General features: G+C 71.2%; 14 protein-coding genes and 1 riboswitch. Of the genes, 11 read left to right on the top strand and 3 right to left on the bottom strand.

Features of this window, described 5'->3' with window-relative positions:
- Positions 1–4: 4 nt before the first annotated feature.
- The 6 genes from hpnH (at position 5) to ACFY9S_RS11685 (ending at position 6369) form a co-directional block, all read left to right on the top strand.
- On the top strand, positions 5–1027 hold the full coding sequence (gene hpnH, locus ACFY9S_RS11710; RefSeq protein ID WP_391126005.1) for an adenosyl-hopene transferase HpnH: 1023 nt from the start codon (positions 5–7) through the stop codon (positions 1025–1027).
- 4 nt (positions 1028–1031) lie between these two features.
- Positions 1032–2189 (top strand): flavodoxin-dependent (E)-4-hydroxy-3-methylbut-2-enyl-diphosphate synthase, encoded by a 1158-nt coding sequence (gene ispG / locus ACFY9S_RS11705; RefSeq protein WP_391126001.1) that lies wholly within the window; start codon positions 1032–1034, stop codon positions 2187–2189.
- A 29-nt stretch (positions 2190–2218) separates the two neighbouring features.
- Positions 2219–4114 carry a 1-deoxy-D-xylulose-5-phosphate synthase gene (gene dxs, locus ACFY9S_RS11700; RefSeq protein ID WP_391125998.1) on the top strand — a complete coding sequence of 632 codons (1896 nt, stop codon included), beginning with the start codon at positions 2219–2221 and terminating at the stop codon, positions 4112–4114.
- Positions 4111–5526 (top strand): aminotransferase class III-fold pyridoxal phosphate-dependent enzyme, encoded by a 1416-nt coding sequence (locus ACFY9S_RS11695; protein ID WP_391125995.1) that lies wholly within the window; start codon positions 4111–4113, stop codon positions 5524–5526. Before dxs ends, ACFY9S_RS11695 begins: the two co-directional genes overlap by 4 nt.
- Positions 5527–5608: 82 nt before the next feature.
- Positions 5609–6253, top strand: coding sequence for a helix-turn-helix domain-containing protein (locus tag ACFY9S_RS11690; protein WP_391125992.1), 645 nt, complete (start codon positions 5609–5611; stop codon positions 6251–6253).
- Positions 6250–6369 (top strand): DUF6126 family protein, encoded by a 120-nt coding sequence (locus ACFY9S_RS11685; protein WP_102907312.1) that lies wholly within the window; start codon positions 6250–6252, stop codon positions 6367–6369. The genes ACFY9S_RS11690 and ACFY9S_RS11685 overlap by 4 nt, the downstream gene beginning before the upstream one ends.
- Positions 6370–6385: 16 nt before the next feature.
- Here ACFY9S_RS11685 and ACFY9S_RS11680 read toward each other — a convergent pair whose 3' ends face one another.
- Positions 6386–7183 (bottom strand): tyrosine-protein phosphatase, encoded by a 798-nt coding sequence (locus ACFY9S_RS11680; RefSeq protein WP_391125989.1) that lies wholly within the window; start codon positions 7181–7183, stop codon positions 6386–6388.
- 179 nt (positions 7184–7362) lie between these two features.
- Between ACFY9S_RS11680 and ACFY9S_RS11675 the strand changes: the two genes are divergently transcribed.
- The 4 genes from ACFY9S_RS11675 (at position 7363) to ACFY9S_RS11660 (ending at position 12673) form a co-directional block, all read left to right on the top strand.
- Positions 7363–9438: an alpha-galactosidase gene (locus tag ACFY9S_RS11675; protein WP_391126598.1), complete on the top strand. Its 2076-nt coding sequence runs from the start codon at positions 7363–7365 to the stop codon at positions 9436–9438.
- A gap of 309 nt (positions 9439–9747) precedes the next feature.
- A riboswitch (cyclic di-AMP (ydaO/yuaA leader) is annotated at positions 9748–9909 on the top strand.
- Between the two features lie 4 nt (positions 9910–9913).
- Positions 9914–10843, top strand: coding sequence for a peptidoglycan DD-metalloendopeptidase family protein (locus tag ACFY9S_RS11670; RefSeq protein ID WP_391125986.1), 930 nt, complete (start codon positions 9914–9916; stop codon positions 10841–10843).
- Positions 10844–11025: 182 nt separating this feature from the next.
- Entirely contained in the window at positions 11026–11742 is a 717-nt protein-coding gene (locus ACFY9S_RS11665) for a DUF6250 domain-containing protein (protein ID WP_391125983.1), read from the top strand.
- Between the two features lie 145 nt (positions 11743–11887).
- The gene (locus ACFY9S_RS11660) at positions 11888–12673 is read left to right on the top strand and encodes an SGNH/GDSL hydrolase family protein (protein ID WP_102907316.1); all 786 of its coding nucleotides are present in this window, start codon (positions 11888–11890) and stop codon (positions 12671–12673) included.
- A 94-nt stretch (positions 12674–12767) separates the two neighbouring features.
- Here the strand turns inward: ACFY9S_RS11660 and ACFY9S_RS11655 are convergent, their stop codons facing one another.
- Both ACFY9S_RS11655 and ACFY9S_RS11650 read right to left on the bottom strand, forming a co-directional pair.
- Complete coding sequence (locus ACFY9S_RS11655) at positions 12768–13379, bottom strand: TetR family transcriptional regulator C-terminal domain-containing protein (RefSeq protein WP_391125980.1); 612 nt, start codon at positions 13377–13379, stop codon at positions 12768–12770.
- A 95-nt stretch (positions 13380–13474) separates the two neighbouring features.
- Positions 13475–14653 (bottom strand): Glu/Leu/Phe/Val dehydrogenase dimerization domain-containing protein, encoded by a 1179-nt coding sequence (locus tag ACFY9S_RS11650; protein WP_391125977.1) that lies wholly within the window; start codon positions 14651–14653, stop codon positions 13475–13477.
- Positions 14654–14781: 128 nt separating this feature from the next.
- Between ACFY9S_RS11650 and ACFY9S_RS11645 the strand changes: the two genes are divergently transcribed.
- Positions 14782–16047: an MBL fold metallo-hydrolase gene (locus ACFY9S_RS11645; RefSeq protein ID WP_391125974.1), complete on the top strand. Its 1266-nt coding sequence runs from the start codon at positions 14782–14784 to the stop codon at positions 16045–16047.
- The last annotated feature ends 219 nt before the right edge of the window (positions 16048–16266 follow it).

Raw genomic sequence — 16266 nt, 5'->3', positions numbered from 1 at the left:
CCAGATGGCCATGCCGCTCCGACAGTCCATCAAGGTCGCTACATACTTGGCTGAACAGAAGCTGCGTCGGCGGGACAAGTTCCCGCTGATCGTGGAGCTGGAGCCGCTGTTCGCCTGCAACCTCAAATGCGAGGGGTGCGGCAAGATCCAGCATCCGGCCGGGGTGCTGAAACAGCGGATGCCCGTCGCCCAGGCCGTGGGGGCTGTCGTGGAGTCCGGCGCCCCGATGGTGTCCATCGCCGGCGGCGAGCCGCTGATGCACCCGCAGATCGACGAGATCGTGCGCCAGCTGGTGGCCAAGCGGAAGTACGTCTTCCTCTGCACCAACGCCATGCTGCTGCGCAAGAAGATGGACAACTTCACGCCGTCGCCCTACTTCGCCTTCGCCGTGCACATCGACGGGCTGCGCGAGCGGCACGACGAGTCGGTCGCCAAGGAGGGCGTGTTCGACGAGGCCGTGGAGGCGATCAAGGAGGCCAAGCGGCGCGGCTTCCGGGTCACCACCAACTCGACCTTCTTCAACACCGACACCCCGCAGACCATCATCGAGGTGCTGAACTTCCTCAACGACGACCTCCAGGTCGACGAGATGATGATCTCGCCCGCCTACGCCTACGAGAAGGCCCCCGACCAGGAGCACTTCCTCGGTGTGGAGCAGACCCGCGAGCTGTTCAAGAAGGCCTTCGCGGGCGGCAACCGGCGGCGCTGGCGGCTCAACCACTCGCCGCTCTTCCTGGACTTCCTGGAGGGCAAGGTCGACTTCCCCTGCACCGCGTGGGCGATCCCGAACTACTCGCTCTTCGGCTGGCAGCGCCCCTGCTACCTGATGAGCGACGGGTACGTGCCGACGTACCGGGAGCTGGTCGAGGACACCGACTGGGACAAGTACGGCCGCGGCAAGGACCCGCGCTGCGCCAACTGCATGGCGCACTGCGGGTACGAGCCCACCGCCGTCCTCGCCACCATGGGATCGCTGAAGGAGTCCCTGCGCGCCCTGCGCGAGACGGTCTCCGGGAACCGGGAGTGACGTCATGACCGCTGTCTCGCTGGGTGTCCCCGAGGTGCCGGCCCGGCCGGTCGCCGAGCGGCGCGTGTCGCGCCGGATCCAGGTCGGTCCGGTGGCGGTCGGGGGCGGAGCCCCGGTGTCGGTGCAGTCGATGACGACGACCCGGACGTCGGACGTCGGCGCCACCCTGCAGCAGATCGCGGAGCTCACCGCGTCCGGCTGCCAGATCGTCCGGGTCGCCTGCCCCACCCAGGACGACGCGGACGCGCTCGCGACCATCGCCCGCAAGTCGCAGATCCCGGTGATCGCGGACATCCACTTCCAGCCGAAGTACGTGTTCGCGGCCATCGAGGCCGGCTGCGCGGCGGTCCGCGTCAACCCGGGCAACATCAAGCAGTTCGACGACCGGGTCAAGGAGATCGCCCAGGCGGCCAAGGACCACGGCACCCCGATCCGGATCGGCGTCAACGCCGGGTCGCTGGACCGTCGCCTGCTCCAGAAGTACGGCAGGGCGACCCCGGAGGCGCTCGTGGAGAGCGCCCTGTGGGAGGCGTCTCTCTTCGAGGAGCACGACTTCCGCGACATCAAGATCTCCGTCAAGCACAACGACCCGGTCGTGATGATCGAGGCGTACAGCCGGCTGGCCGAGCAGTGCGACTACCCGCTGCACCTGGGTGTGACGGAGGCGGGGCCGGCGTTCCAGGGCACGATCAAGTCGGCGGTGGCGTTCGGGGCGCTGCTGTCCCGGGGCATCGGCGACACGATCCGGGTGTCGCTGTCCGCGCCGCCGGCCGAGGAGGTCAAGGTCGGCATCCAGATCCTCCAGTCCCTGGGGCTCAAGGAGCGCCGGCTGGAGATCGTGTCGTGCCCGTCCTGCGGGCGCGCCCAGGTCGACGTCTACAAGCTGGCCGAGGAGGTCACGGCCGGGCTCGACGGCATGGAAGTGCCGCTGCGGGTCGCCGTCATGGGGTGTGTGGTCAACGGGCCCGGCGAGGCGCGGGAGGCCGATCTCGGAGTGGCCTCCGGCAACGGCAAGGGGCAGATCTTCGTGAAGGGCGAGGTCATCAAGACCGTCCCCGAGTCCAAGATCGTCGAGACGCTGATCGAAGAGGCGATGAAGATCGCCGAGCAGATGGAGCAGGACGGCGTGGGGTCGGGGGAGCCGGCCGTCACCGTGAGCTGAGCAGCACGGAATGCGAAGGGGGCCCGAGCGTGACGATTCTGGAGAGCATCCGGGGACCGCGTGACCTGAAGGCGCTGTCCGAGGCGGAACTGGGGGAACTGTCCGAAGAGATCCGGGAGTTCCTGGTGCACGCGGTCGCCAGGACCGGCGGCCACCTGGGACCCAACCTGGGCGTGGTTGAGCTGACCATCGCCCTGCACCGGGTCTTCGAGTCGCCGGTCGACCGCATCCTGTGGGACACCGGCCACCAGAGCTACGTCCACAAGCTGCTGACCGGACGCCAGGACTTCTCCAAGCTGCGCGGCAAGGGCGGCCTGTCCGGCTACCCCTCGCGCGAGGAGTCCGAGCACGACGTCATCGAGAACAGCCACGCCTCCACGGCCCTCGGCTGGGCCGACGGGCTCGCCAAGGCCCGCCAGGTGCAGGGCGGCAGGGGCCACGTCGTCGCGGTCATCGGCGACGGGGCGCTCACCGGCGGCATGGCATGGGAGGCACTGAACAACATCGCCGCCGCCAAGGACCGGCCACTGATCATCGTCGTCAACGACAACGAACGCTCCTACGCCCCCACCATCGGCGGCCTCGCCAACCACCTCGCCACGCTGCGCACGACGGACGGCTACGAACGGGTCCTCGCCTGGGGCAAGGACGTGCTCCAGGGCACGCCCCTGGTCGGAAACACCCTCTACGAGGCCCTGCACGGCGCGAAGAAGGGCTTCAAGGACGCGTTCGCACCGCAGGGCCTCTTCGAGGACCTGGGGCTGAAGTACCTGGGGCCGATCGACGGGCACGACACCGGAGCCGTGGAGTCAGCGCTGCGGCGCGCGAAGCGCTTCCACGGGCCGGTGCTGGTCCACTGCCTCACGGAGAAGGGCCGTGGCTACGAACCCGCCCTCGCCCACGAGCAGGACCACTTCCACACCGTGGGCGTCATGGACCCGCTGACCTGCGCGCCGCTCTCCCCGTCGGGCGGCCCCTCCTGGACCTCGGTGTTCGGCGAGGAGATCGTCAGAATCGGTGAGGAGCGCCAGGACGTCGTGGCGATAACCGCCGCCATGCTGCACCCGGTGGGTCTGGGCGGGTTCGCCGAGCGGTTCCCGGACCGCGTGTGGGACGTCGGGATCGCCGAGCAGCACGCGGCCGTGTCCGCGGCGGGCCTCGCGACGGGCGGCCTGCACCCGGTCGTCGCCGTCTACGCCACCTTCCTCAACCGCGCCTTCGACCAGCTGCTCATGGACGTGGCCCTGCACCGCTGCGGAGTCACCCTCGTGCTGGACCGGGCCGGGGTCACCGGCGTCGACGGGGCCTCCCACAACGGCATGTGGGACCTGTCCGTCCTCCAGGTCGTGCCCGGCCTCAGGATCGCCGCGCCACGGGACGCCGACCAGCTGCGCGCCCAGTTGCGGGAGGCCGTCGCCGTCGACGACGCGCCGACGCTGCTGCGGTTCCCGAAGGAGTCCGTCGGCCCGTCGGTCCCGGCGCTCGACCGGGTGGGCGGACTGGACGTGCTGCACCGGTCCTCCGAACCGCAGGCTCTCCTGGTGGCCGTAGGCGTTATGGCGCCGGTGTGCCTCCAGGCCGCCGAGCTGCTTGAAGCACGCGGCATCGGCTGCACCGTCGTCGACCCGCGCTGGGTCAAGCCCGTCGACCCGGCGCTCCCGGGCCTCGCCGCCGAACACCGCCTGGTCGCCGTCGTCGAGGACAACAGCCGGGCGGGCGGGGTCGGTTCGGCCGTGGCGCTGGCCCTGGGCGACGCCGACGTCGACGTGCCGGTGCGGCGGTTCGGCATCCCCGACCAGTTCCTCGCGCACGCCAAGCGCGGTGAGGTGCTCGCCGACATCGGCCTGACACCCGTCGAGGTCGCCGGACGCATCAGCGCGAGCCTGACCGTCAGGGAAGAGCTGTCCAAGGAGCCACAGGAATGACAACCGCCGAGTCCGCGTCGGAGTCGTCGCAGGCCGGGGAGTTCGACCTCGGCAAGCTGCTGGCCGAGCGCGGAGCCGAGCGCTACGAGCTGCACACCCGCTACCTCAACCACCAGCTCCCGCGCATGCTGCGCACCATCGGCTTCGACAAGGTCTACGAGCGCGCCGAGGGCGCCTGCTTCTACGACGCGGACGGCAACGACTACCTGGACATGCTCGCCGGTTTCGGGGTGATGGGGCTGGGCCGCCACCATCCCGTGGTGCGCAAGGCGCTGCACGACGTGGTGGACGCCGGCCTGGCCGACCTGACCCGGTTCGACTGCCAGCCGCTGCCCGGTCTGCTGGCCGAGAAGCTGCTCGCGCACAGCCCCCACCTGGACCGGGTGTTCTTCGGCAACAGCGGCACCGAGGCCGTCGAGGGCGCCCTGAAGTTCGCCCGGTTCGTCACCGGCAGGCCCAGGGTCCTGTACTGCGCCCACGCCTTCCACGGCCTGACCACCGGCTCCCTCTCCGTGAACGGCGAATCCGGCTTCCGCGACGGCTTCGCCCCGCTGCTGCCCGACACGGCCGTACCGCTGGGCGACCTCGACGCGCTGGAGAGGGAGCTGAAGAAGGGCGACGTCGCCGCCCTGATCGTCGAGCCGATCCAGGGCAAGGGCGTGCTGGAGTCCCCGCCCGGCTATCTGCGGGCCGCCCAGGAGCTGCTGCACCGGCACAAGGCGCTGCTCATCGCCGACGAGGTGCAGACGGGCCTCGGCCGGACCGGCGACTTCTACGGCTACCAGCACGAGGACGGCGTGGAACCGGACCTGGTGTGCGTGGCCAAGGCGCTCTCCGGCGGCTACGTGCCGGTGGGTGCCACGATCGGCAAGGACTGGATCTTCAAGAAGGTCTACTCGTCCATGGACCGGGTGCTGGTCCACTCGGCGAGCTTCGGGTCCAACGCGCAGGCCATGGCGGCGGGCCTTGCGGTGCTGTCCGTGATGGAGAACGAGCAGATCGTCGCGAACGTCCGGGCCACCGGGGAGCAGCTCAGATCCCGGCTGGCCGCGCTCACGGACCGGTACGAGATGCTCGCCGAGGTCCGCGGCCGGGGATTGATGATCGGCATCGAGTTCGGCCGGCCCAGGTCGCTGAAGCTGCGCAGCCGCTGGGCCATGCTCCAGGCCGCCCGCAAGGGACTCTTCGCGCAGATGGTCGTCGTGCCGCTGCTCCAGCGGCACCGGATCCTCACCCAGGTCTCCGGCGACCACATGGAGGTGATCAAGCTGATCCCGCCGCTGATCATCGGCGAGCGGGAGGTGGACCGGTTCGTCGACGCCTTCACGGCCGTGATGGACGACGCGCACAACGGCGGACTGGTGTGGGACTTCGGCAAGACGCTCGTCAGGCAGGCGGTGGCCAACCGCTGAGACCAGGAGCCGGGGTTGCCTGGGGGGTTGCCTGAGAGGCAAGAAATTTGCCGCTGAGGCAACGCTCCGGCTGAATGGAGGCATGAGCTCCTCCGAGACCGAGCGGCCCTCCGGGGCCGGCTCGCCGGGCGAACCGCCGGCCGGCGCGCTGCCGGCCGTCGCGCCCCAGCTGCGCGCACTGAGGCGCCAGGCCTCCCTGACGCTGGAGGCCGCGGCCCGCGCCGCCGGGCTGTCGCCCGCCCACCTCTCCCGACTGGAGACCGGGCAGCGCCAGCCCTCGCTGCCGATGCTGCTGGCACTCGCCCGCATCTACGGTACGACGGTCTCCGAACTGCTCGGCGAGACGGTCGCCGAACGGGACTCCGTCATCCGCGCGGCGGACATGGAACCCACCGCGGCGGGCGGCTGGACCTACTGGCAGGCCGGCGCCCCCGGCCGTGGGATGCAGGCCCTGCGCGTCCACGTCCCCCACGGATCCCAGGGCGACATCGTGCGCGTGCACCCCGGCGAGGAGTGGCTCCACGTGCTGCGCGGCCGGCTGCGGCTGCGGCTCGGAGACACCACGCACCGGCTGGCGGCCGGCGACAGCGCCCACTTCGACTCGCTCACCCCGCACCGGATCGCCGCCGAGGACCACGACGGCGTCGAGCTGCTCTTCGTACACACCCTGCTGCAGAGCCCCACGGCCGGCCTGTGCCTGGGCCCCACCCCTGGAGACGTGTCATGAGGGACATGGAGGAGAAGTTCCCCCGCGCCCTGTGGGTGAGGCTGTTCGTCTACCTCATCGCAGGCCACATCTTCGCCGCGTTCGTCTATCTGCTGTTCGAGGTCGGGGCGAAGTAGCGCCCGCCCGGGTGTCTCAGTCGAGGAGCCGCTCGCGCAGCCGCTCCCGGGTCTCCGGGGTGAGCTTCAGCCCCTTCTCCAGGTAGGTGTCGACGCCGCCCCAGGTCTGCTCGATGGTGTCGAAGGCCGCCGTCAGGTACTCGGCGCGCGCGTCGAAGAGCGGGCTGAGCAGGTCCATGACCTCGGGGGAGTAGGCCGAGGCGGCGGAGCTGCTGCGGTGCACCTTGTAACGGCGGTGCTTCGCGTTCGACTTCAGGTAGTCGTCGACGATCGCCTCGCGCTCGACACCCACCGCGAGCAGCGTCACCGCGACGGACAGACCCGCGCGGTCCTTGCCGGCGGCGCAGTGCATCAGTGCGGGGACGCTGTCCTGTGCGAGCGCGTGCAGCACCCGGGAGTGCTCACCGGTGCGGTCCTTGATGATCATGCGGTACGAGGCGATCATCCGGTCCGCGCCCTTGCCGTCCGAGAGGATCGCGCGCAGCTGGTCCAGGTCGCCGTCGCGGACCATCCTCCAGAACTCGGCGCCGTCGGCGGGATCGCTCAGCGGCAGGTTCACATTGCGCACGCCCGGCAGCGCGACGTCCGGCCCTTCGAGCCTCTGGTCGGCGGCGTTGCGGAAGTCGAAGATCGTGTGCAGGCCCAGCGTGGTCAGGAAGGCGGCGTCCTCCCCGGTCGCGTGGGCGAGGTGGCCGCTGCGGAACAGCACGCCCTGGCGCACCCGTCGCCCGTCCACGGTCGGAAGTCCGCCCACGTCACGGAAGTTGCGCACTCCGGCCAGCTCCGGCTCGGTCGACGGCACCTGCTGTGTCACGAGGGCTCCTCCCCTTCGGCGCCGCCGGCGCGGCTCGTCGACGGGCGTCACTCGACGATACGACATGCCTGCCTGGGGCAATGAGTTGTCCACAGGCGTTGCCCGCAGCCCCCGCGGCCCTTGATGATGTTGCCGCCTGGTCGCACCTGGTCGGGCTTGTTCGAATCTGTGAGGGCATGATGCTGGAGATCTCCGAAGACGGTCGTACGTGGGTGCTCTCCGGGCCGGCCAGCAGCTACGCCGTCCATGTCACCGACCGGGACGAGCTGCTGCACCTGCACTGGGGACCCCGGATCGGGCTCGCCGACGCCGAGGCCCTCGCCGTCCGGCCGCTGCCGGAGTACTGGCCCTTCGAGTCCCCGCTCGACGGACGCGAGGAGTACCCGGTCGAGGGCGGCCCCCGGTTCGTCCGCCCCGCCCTGTCCGTGCGCACGGCCGAGAGGCGCGGCACCGAATGGCTCTTCGAGGGGCACGACGCCGAGGACGGCGAGCTGCGGCTCCGGTTCCGCGACGGCGACCTGGCCGTCACGCTGCACTACCGGACGCCCTCCGCGACGGACGTCGTCGAGCGCTGGGTGACCCTGGACAACCGGGGGCCGGCCGTCGAGCTGCTGCGCGCCGACTCCGCGACCTGGACCCTGCCCGACCGCGAGGCCTGGCGGCTGTCCCAGCTGCACGGCCGCTGGGGGGCCGAGTCCCGGCTGACGCGCTCCGGCCTCACCCACGGCGAGAAGGTCATCGGCAGCCGCCGCGGCCACACCTCCCACCAGCACCTGCCGTGGGTCGCGCTGGACACCGACGCCACCGAGGAACGCGGCGAGGTCTACGGCTGCGCCCTGGGCTGGTCCGGGTCCTGGCGCATCACCGTGGCCCAGCTCCCTGACGCGCGCGTGCAGATCACCGGCGGGGCGGGCTGGGACGACTCGGGCCTGCTGACGCTGGGCGCGGGGGAGTCGTACACGACCCCGGTCTTCGCCGGGCTCTGGAGCGACGGCGGTTTCGGCGGGGCGAGCCGCGCCTGGCACGCCTACCAGCGGGCGCATGTGATCCCGGACGCGGGCCGGGACCGGCCGGTGCTGTTCAACTCCTGGGAGGCCACCGAGTTCGACATCTCCGAGGAGCAGCAGCGGGCGCTCGCCGAGCGGGCGGCCGCCATGGGTGTCGAGCTCTTCGTGGTCGACGACGGCTGGTTCGGGGCGCGCACCAGCGACCGGGCCGGGCTCGGCGACTGGAGCCCCAACCCCGACCGCTTCCCAGGCGGGCTGAAGCCCCTCGCCGACCACGTGCACGGCCTCGGCATGCAGTTCGGGATCTGGGTCGAGCCCGAGATGGTCAACCCGGACAGCGACCTGTACCGCGCGCACCCCGACTGGGTGCAGTACCAACCGGGACGAAAGCGGACGGAGTTCCGCAATCAGCTCGTACTCAACCTCGCCCGCGAGGACGTCCGGGAGTACCTGTGGGAGCAGCTCGACGGGCTCCTCTCCCGAGCGCCGGTCGACTACGTCAAGTGGGACTTCAATCGCTGCTTCACCGACGCCGGCTGGCCGGACGACCCCTACCCGCAGCGGCTGTGGGTCGACCACGTGCACGGCCTGTACGCCCTGCTGGACCGGTTGCGGGCCGCCCACCCCGGCGTGGCCTTCGAGTCCTGCTCGGGCGGCGGCGGGCGGATCGACCTCGGTGTGCTGAGCCGCACGGACCAGGTGTGGACCTCCGACAACACCGACCCGCTCGACCGGCTCGCCATCCAGCACGGCTTCAGCCAGATCCATCCGGCCCGGGTCATGGCCGCCTGGGTCACCGACAGTCCGAACGCCATGCTCAATCGGCGGGCCAGCTCCCTGCGGTTCCGGTTCGTCAGCGCCATGGCCGGGGTGCTGGGGGTCGGCGGCGATCTCACGCGGTGGACGCGGGAGGAGCTCGCCGAGGCGCGGGAGTGGGTGGGGCTCTACAAGGGGATCCGGCCCGTGGTGCAGCGCGGCGACCAGTACCGGCTGCGTCCCCCGCGGGGCGGGCTGAGCGCGGTGCAGTACGTCCTCGGCGACGAGACGGTCGTCCTCGCCTGGCTCCAGGCGCAGCGCTACGGCGAGCCCGTACCTGCGCTCCGGATGCGTGCCCTCGACCCGACCGCGTCGTACGAATGCCTCGAAACGGGTGAAGTCCACCGCGGGGCCGTGCTGCTTCATCACGGACTGCGGGTCGGCCTGCGAGGGGATCTGAACGCCGTGGTCGTCCGTCTTAAGCGGAAGTAGGCGTTCTGTCCGAATAGGGCGATTGAGCCGCTTAGGGATAACGTGCCCCGATCGTAAAGGAGATGAGGTCGGGGTGCGTGACCATCGTCATATTCGTGACGATCTGTTGTCGCCATGTTCACGTAATTCACGCATTGTTCAGGGCGGTTGGGAAAAGCGGGAGATCGGTAATCCACGCTCGGTGACCGCGGATGTGTCGACGCGTCAAGAGAAACACCGTCACGGGCAACCGCAAGCTTGTCCGTTTGCGTCCTGGTCGCTTACGTTCCACACCAATCCGGACGGACGCCTAATCCTGCCGCCGACCGGAGCCCGCACACACTGACCCGACGTACGGCAGGAGCGGGGGACCCACAGGTAAGACGCCTGTTCCGGTTCCCGGAACGGCTTGGGGTTAAGCCGCGCCCAGGCGCGGCCGGGCATCTCCAGCCCGCACCCGACAGCTCACCTCGCAGGCGACGGAGAGGAATTCGCCATGCCCGCGAAGGGTAAGCACCGCCGTCCCAAAGCCCAGCGTTTCACCCGCTCCATCGCCGTCGCCGGAACCGGCGGAGCCGCTCTCGCGCTGCCGCTCATGGGGGCCGCCGGCGCCCATGCCGCCACCCCGCAGTCGGCTCCCGAAAAGGCCGTCCAGTCGGCCCCGGCGGCCGAGAAGAAGGCCGCCGAAAAGGCGACCGGCGCCCGCACGTACACCGTGCAGGCCGGCGACTATCTCGCGAAGATCGCCGACGATCAGAACGTCAGCGGCGGCTGGAAGAAGCTCTACGCCGACAACCGTGACGCCGTCGGCTCCGACCCGTCGCTGATCCACCCGGGTCTGAAGCTGTCGATCGGCAAGCAGGCGGCGAGCGCGCCGCAGTCCTCGGCCCCGTCCGCGCCGAAGGCCTCCGCCCCGAAGCCCCCGGCCTCCCAGCCGTCCGCCGGCGAGTCCTCCGCGCAGGCGGAGACCGCCGCGAAGCCGGCCGCCGCCAAGCCCGCCGCCGAGAGCAACGCCGGCGGCTACAGCCTCCCGGTCGCCGGTGCCACCGTCAGCACCCCGTACCGCATGTCCGGCAGCATGTGGTCCAGCGGCTACCACACCGGTGTCGACTTCGTCGTCCCGACCGGCACCTCCCTCAAGGCCGTCGGCGCCGGCACGGTCGTCTCCGCCGGCTGGGGCGGCGCCTACGGCAACCAGGTCGTCATCAAGCTCGCCGACGGCCACTACGCCCAGTACGCCCACCTGTCCCAGCTCTCCGTCTCGGCCGGCCAGACCGTGACCGCCGGGCAGCAGGTCGGCCTGTCGGGCGCGACGGGCAACGTGACCGGACCGCACCTGCACTTCGAGATCCGCACCACGCCGGACTACGGCTCGGACATGGACCCGGTCGCCTTCCTGCGCTCGCACGGCGTCTCCGTCGGCTGACCGGCCGCACGACCACCTGCCTGACACGCGGCCGAAGGCCGGACCCCGATCCCCGGGTCCGGCCTTCGACGTGTGCGCACGGTCGGCCGTGTCAAGGGATCGACATGCGGCGGCAGTTGGGACAGAGTGATCCCGCCCGGAGTGCAAGCGCTTTCCAGAGTCTTCCCGAGGAGCTGTGTCCCGTGCCGACCACCCGCAGAGCGTTCGGAGCCCTGGCCGCCGGAGCCGCCCTGGCGGCCCTCGCCCCCACGGCCGCCGCGCACGCCGCACCCCGTCACCGTCGCCTCCTCGCCCGCGACGACTTCTGCCACGGCCTCGGCCAGTGGGTCACCGAACTCCAGGACGGCGGCGCCGTCACCGCCTCCCGCGGCATCCTGGAGATCGACGTGCCGAGCGGCGCGACCGTGTGGTTCAGGCAGCGGCTCGAAGGGCCGTACGTCCTCGAGTACACCGCGACCCCCGTCTCCGACGGCGGGGTCAACGACCGGGTCTCGGACCTCAACAACTTCTGGAACGCGACCGACGTACGCTCCCCGGGCGACCTCTTCGCGACTGCGCGCGGCGGCGCCCTCGACGAGTACGACCACCTCACGACGTACTACGCGGGGTACGGGGCCAACTACAACACCACGACCCGGCTGCGCCGCTACGTCGGCGAACCCGGCGTCCGCCCCCTGGTGTTCGACTACACCGAACCGCTGCTGGTCCCGAACGAGCCCAACCGGGTCCGGATCGTCTCCGACGGCTCGACGGTCCGGTGGTGGAACAACGGGCGGCTCGTCTTCGACCACACCGACCCACAGCCCTACACGAGCGGCCACTTCGCCTTCCGGACCGTCTGGAGCCATTTCCGGATCAGTGGATTCCGGGTCTGGCGGCTCACCCCGAAACATCCCTGACAAGCGGTGTATTCCGGAGTTTGCGAACGCTTTGGGAGTGGCTTATCTCACCGCCCGTCAATCCCTTCCTACGGTCGCGTAGGTCACATTCGAAGGTGAATCATGAGCTGCTGTGGCAGACGATTCGAAGAATGACAGCAGAGCAGTGATCGGGTCGTACGTGGCGGTGGGGGACAGCTTCACCGAGGGCGTCGGTGATCCCGGCCCCGACGGGGCGTTCGTCGGCTGGGCCGACCGGTTCGCCGTCCTGCTCGCCGACCGCAGGCCCGAGGGCGACTTCCGATACACCAATCTCGCCGTACGCGGAAAACTCCTCGACCAGATCGTGGCGGACCAGGTTCCGCGGGCCGTCGACATGGCCCCGGACCTCGTCTCGTTCTGCGCCGGGGGCAACGACATCATCCGGCCGGGCACCGACCCGGACGAGGTGGCCGAGCGCTTCGAGCGTGCTCTGGCCCAGCTCACCGCCGTGTCCGGCACGGTCATGGTGACGACCGGCTTCGACACCCGTGGCGTGCCCGTGCTCAAGCACCTGCGCGGCAAGATCGCCACGTACAACGGACACGTCCGGGCCATCGCCGACCGGTACGGCTGCCCCGTGCTCGACCTGTGGTCCCTGCGCAGCGTGCGAGACCGCAGGGCCTGGGACGCGGACCGGCTGCACCTGTCGCCCGAGGGGCACACGCGCGTGGCGCTCCGCGCGGGCCAGGTGCTCGGCCTCGAGGTGCCGGCCGACCCCGAGCAGGAGTGGCCTCCGCTGCCCCCGCGCGGCGTACTCGACGCGCGGCGGGACAACGTCGCGTGGGCGCGCGAGTTCCTGGTGCCGTGGATCGGGCGCCGGCTGCGCGGGGAGTCGTCGGGCGACCATGTGACGGCCAAGGGGGCGCTGTCGCCGGACGACATCAGGATGCGGATCGCATCGGTGGCGTGAGAGCGGCTCCTGCGCGTGCGGGCGGCGCCGGTCGGAACCGGCGCCGCCCGCAGGCGTCGCAGCCGCGTCTGCGGCGTGATGCGAACGACAGGCCCTAAGGGGTCAGCCGCTCTTCACGGGCCAGGCCCAGCTCACGGATCAGCGCCTCCTCCACCCATTCCTGGGCCCGCGATCGCGGCACCGCGCCGTAGGACGTCAGCTGGACGGCGAGGCCGTCGAGGAGGGCGGTGAGACGCAGGGCCGTACCGGCCGGGTCCGGGCAGCGGAACTCGCCGGCGGCCACGCCCTCCGCGATGACCTCGCCGAGGGCCGCCTTCCACTGCCGGTCGAGGTCCTGGGCGACCTCCCGCAGCGTCGGATCGCGCAGCGCCGCCGCCCAGCCCTCGATCCACAGCCGCCAGCCCTTGGCCTGCCCGGTCGGGGCGTACCACCGTACGGCCGACCGCAGCCGGCGCAGCGCGGGTGAGCGGCGGCCGAGCAGCTTGCGCAGATGTGCCAGGTCGCCCTCCGCCGCGTGCCGGAACGCGGCGGCGACCAGCTGCTCCTTCGTGGAGAAGTGATAGAGGACCAGTGCGTTGCTCACGCCCAGCGCCGAGGCCACGTCGGCGATCCTGACCGCCGCCACACCCCTCGCCTCGATCTGCTCGATGGCGGCCCGCAGCAGATCCCCGCGCCGCTGGGCCACGCTCAACCGGACTCTCGTCACTCCGTCACCCTACCCACGCGCGTACGGCCCCTCGACGGGGCGTTCCGGCCTGTCCGGCCGGCCCGCGACAGCAGCCTCGGGAGGCGGCGGGCACCTCAGCGGAACCAGCCGAACCGCTCCGCGATCAGCGGCAGCCGGTCCGCCGCGATCGCGTGGGCGGCGGCTCGCGGGGTCGTCCCGTCGGCCTCCGCGCGGCCCAGCATCCGCTCGACCAGGTCCCGCACCGAGCGACGGGTGCGGGCGAACGCCTCCTCGGCGTCGGCGCCGATGTCCCCGAACAGCGTCCACCACCACCAGGCGTTCGTCCCCGAGTTGACCACGACGTCCGGCAGCACGGTCACCCCGCGCGCGGCCAGCAGCGGCTCCGCCTCCGGCCGTACGGGCATGTTGGCCGCCTCCACCACCCAGCGGGCGGTGATCCGCTCCTGGTTCCCGGCGTCGATCGCGTACGACACGGCCGCCGGCACCAGCACCTCCGCGTCGGCCGACAGCCAGGCGCCGCCGGGCAGTTCGCGGTCGCCGGGGCGCAACGCGGAGCGGTGCACCGTGCCGTGGACGTCCCGGGCGGCGAGCAGCGACTCGACGTCGAGGCCCGCCGGGTTGGCGATCGTGCCCTTGAGATCGGCGACGGCCACGACCGTGAGCCCCGCGCGGGTGAGGAAGCGAGCGGTGGCTCCGCCCATGGTGCCCAGCCCCTGGAGCGCGACCCGCGTCCCCGCGTACGGCACACCGGCCCGGTCCAGGGCGGCCAGGGCCGCCTCTGCCACACCGCAGCCGCCGACCAGCTCGTCCAGGCCGAGCCCGTCGACCTCGACCGCGAACGCGTCCCGGAGTCGCCGCCGGGCCTCGGCCTCGTCGTCCAGCAGCGGATACACGGCCTGTATCGAGGAGACCAGCCCCGCCTCGGTGGCCGCCCGGTCCACCAGGTCCTGGGTGAGCCCCAGGTCCTCGCCCGTCGTCCAGCAGCTCTCCATGTACGGCCGCATCGCGCGCAGGTAGCGCACCAGCAGCGGGTACGCCTCCGGGTCCCGGGGGTCGCAGTCGATGCCGCCCTTGGCGCCGCCGAGCGGGACGTAGCGGCTCGCGGGGTCGTAGTGCAGGGCCTCCTTCACGGTCATGCCGCGGGCCAGGCCGGTGACCTCCTCCAGGGTGCAGCCCGCGCGCATCCGCAGACCGCCGCTGGCGACCCCGCGCACCAGCCGGTCGACGACCAGGAAGCCCTGCCGTCCCGTGAGGTGATCGGTCCAGGTCAGGGACAGCAGGGGGGTGGCCATACGGGATCCTTCGCCGCCGGGATACTGAATCACCGGTCAGTATCCACTCCCGTGGGGCCCCTGCGATCCGGTGGTGCCGGAGGGGCCGACCATAATGGAAAGCCTGACCGACTCCACCTGGAGGTACCGTGGCCGGTTTCCGTACCCTGAGCTCCGGGCCCCGCGCGCTGCAGCCCGGGGCGTTCGGCGCGGACCCGAGCGGTGAGCGCATGGCGCGCATCCGCAGATCGCCTCATTTCAAGGACGGGGTCTTCCAGAACCCCGGCGGGCCCGCGCGGACCCGCCCCTCGGGCTCGGCCCTGGACTTCGCGAAGGTCTTCTTCGACAAGGACACCCGGCCCCGCCGCACCCCCAAGGGCACTGTTCCGGTGTACTCCACCACCCTCGCCGACATCGCCGGGCCCCCGGCCACCGGCCTGCGGCTGACCTGGATGGGGCATTCCAGCGTCCTCGCGGAGATCGACGGCCGACGCGTCCTGTTCGACCCGGTGTGGGGGGAGCGCTGCTCCCCCTTCCCCTTCGTCGGGCCCAAGCGGCTGCACCCCGTGCCCCTGCCGCTGGCCGCGCTCGGCCCGGTCGACGTCGTGGTCATCTCGCACGACCACTACGACCATCTGGACATGCCCACCATCAAGGCGCTCGCGGGCACCGACACGCTGTTCGCCGTGCCGCTCGGCGTCGGCGCGCACCTGGAGCACTGGGGTGTGTCCGCCGGCCGGCTGCGCGAGCTGGACTGGCACGAGACCACCGAGACGGGCGGACTGCGCCTCACGGCCACCCCGGCCCGGCACTTCTGCGGCCGCGGACTGCGCAACACCCAGCACACCCTGTGGGCCTCCTGGGTCGTCGCCGGTGAGGAACACCGGATCTACCACAGCGGGGACACCGGCTACTTCGACGGATTCAAGGAGATCGGCGCCGAGCACGGGCCGTTCGACACCACGATGATCCAGATCGGCGCGTACTCAGATTTCTGGCCCGACATCCACATGACCCCCGAGGAGGGCATGCGCGCCCACCTCGGCCTCCAGGGCGGGCCGGAGAGCGGTCCGATGCTGCCGATCCACTGGGCCACCTTCAATCTGGCGACGCACCCGTGGGCGGACCCCGGCGAGGGGACGCTCGCGGCCGCCCGCGCGGTGGGCGCGGGCGTGGCCCTGCCCCGGCCCGGCGAGCCCTTCGAGCCCGCTGCGGAGAACGTCCCGTCCGAGCCGTGGTGGCGTGGGGTGGCGCTTGCCCCGGCGGGTGGCCGCGCGGTCGAGCAGGCCCTCACTGGAGCCGGGATCAAGACCGCGTCGGACGCTGCAGCCGTGGCCCAGGCCAACACGGTGAGTGACGATTCCGGTCGGGCCGGCCGGGGTAGCGAGGACCCCGAGGCGCTCCCGGCGGGCTGATCCGGGGCGTACGTCAGACCGACGGCGAGGGCCGGGGAGCGAGAGGCTCCCCGGCCCTCGCCGTTTCTGTGTGACAGCTTCTGACCAGGTCGGATCGAACTCGTTGTATTCATGGCCGGATGTACAGAGGTGTTATCGGTCTGTCGTACGAGACCTCATACCAGAGCGGGACGCTCACCGTATGAGTTTGTCAACTGCCCACCGCACATGATGCGGTGG

Source organism: Streptomyces sp. NPDC012474 (assembly GCF_042955185.1).
In the GTDB taxonomy this organism is placed as follows: domain Bacteria; phylum Actinomycetota; class Actinomycetes; order Streptomycetales; family Streptomycetaceae; genus Streptomyces; species Streptomyces cahuitamycinicus.
The sequence above is the reverse complement of the archived record's forward strand: the minus strand, read 5'-3'. Positions and strand labels throughout refer to the sequence as shown.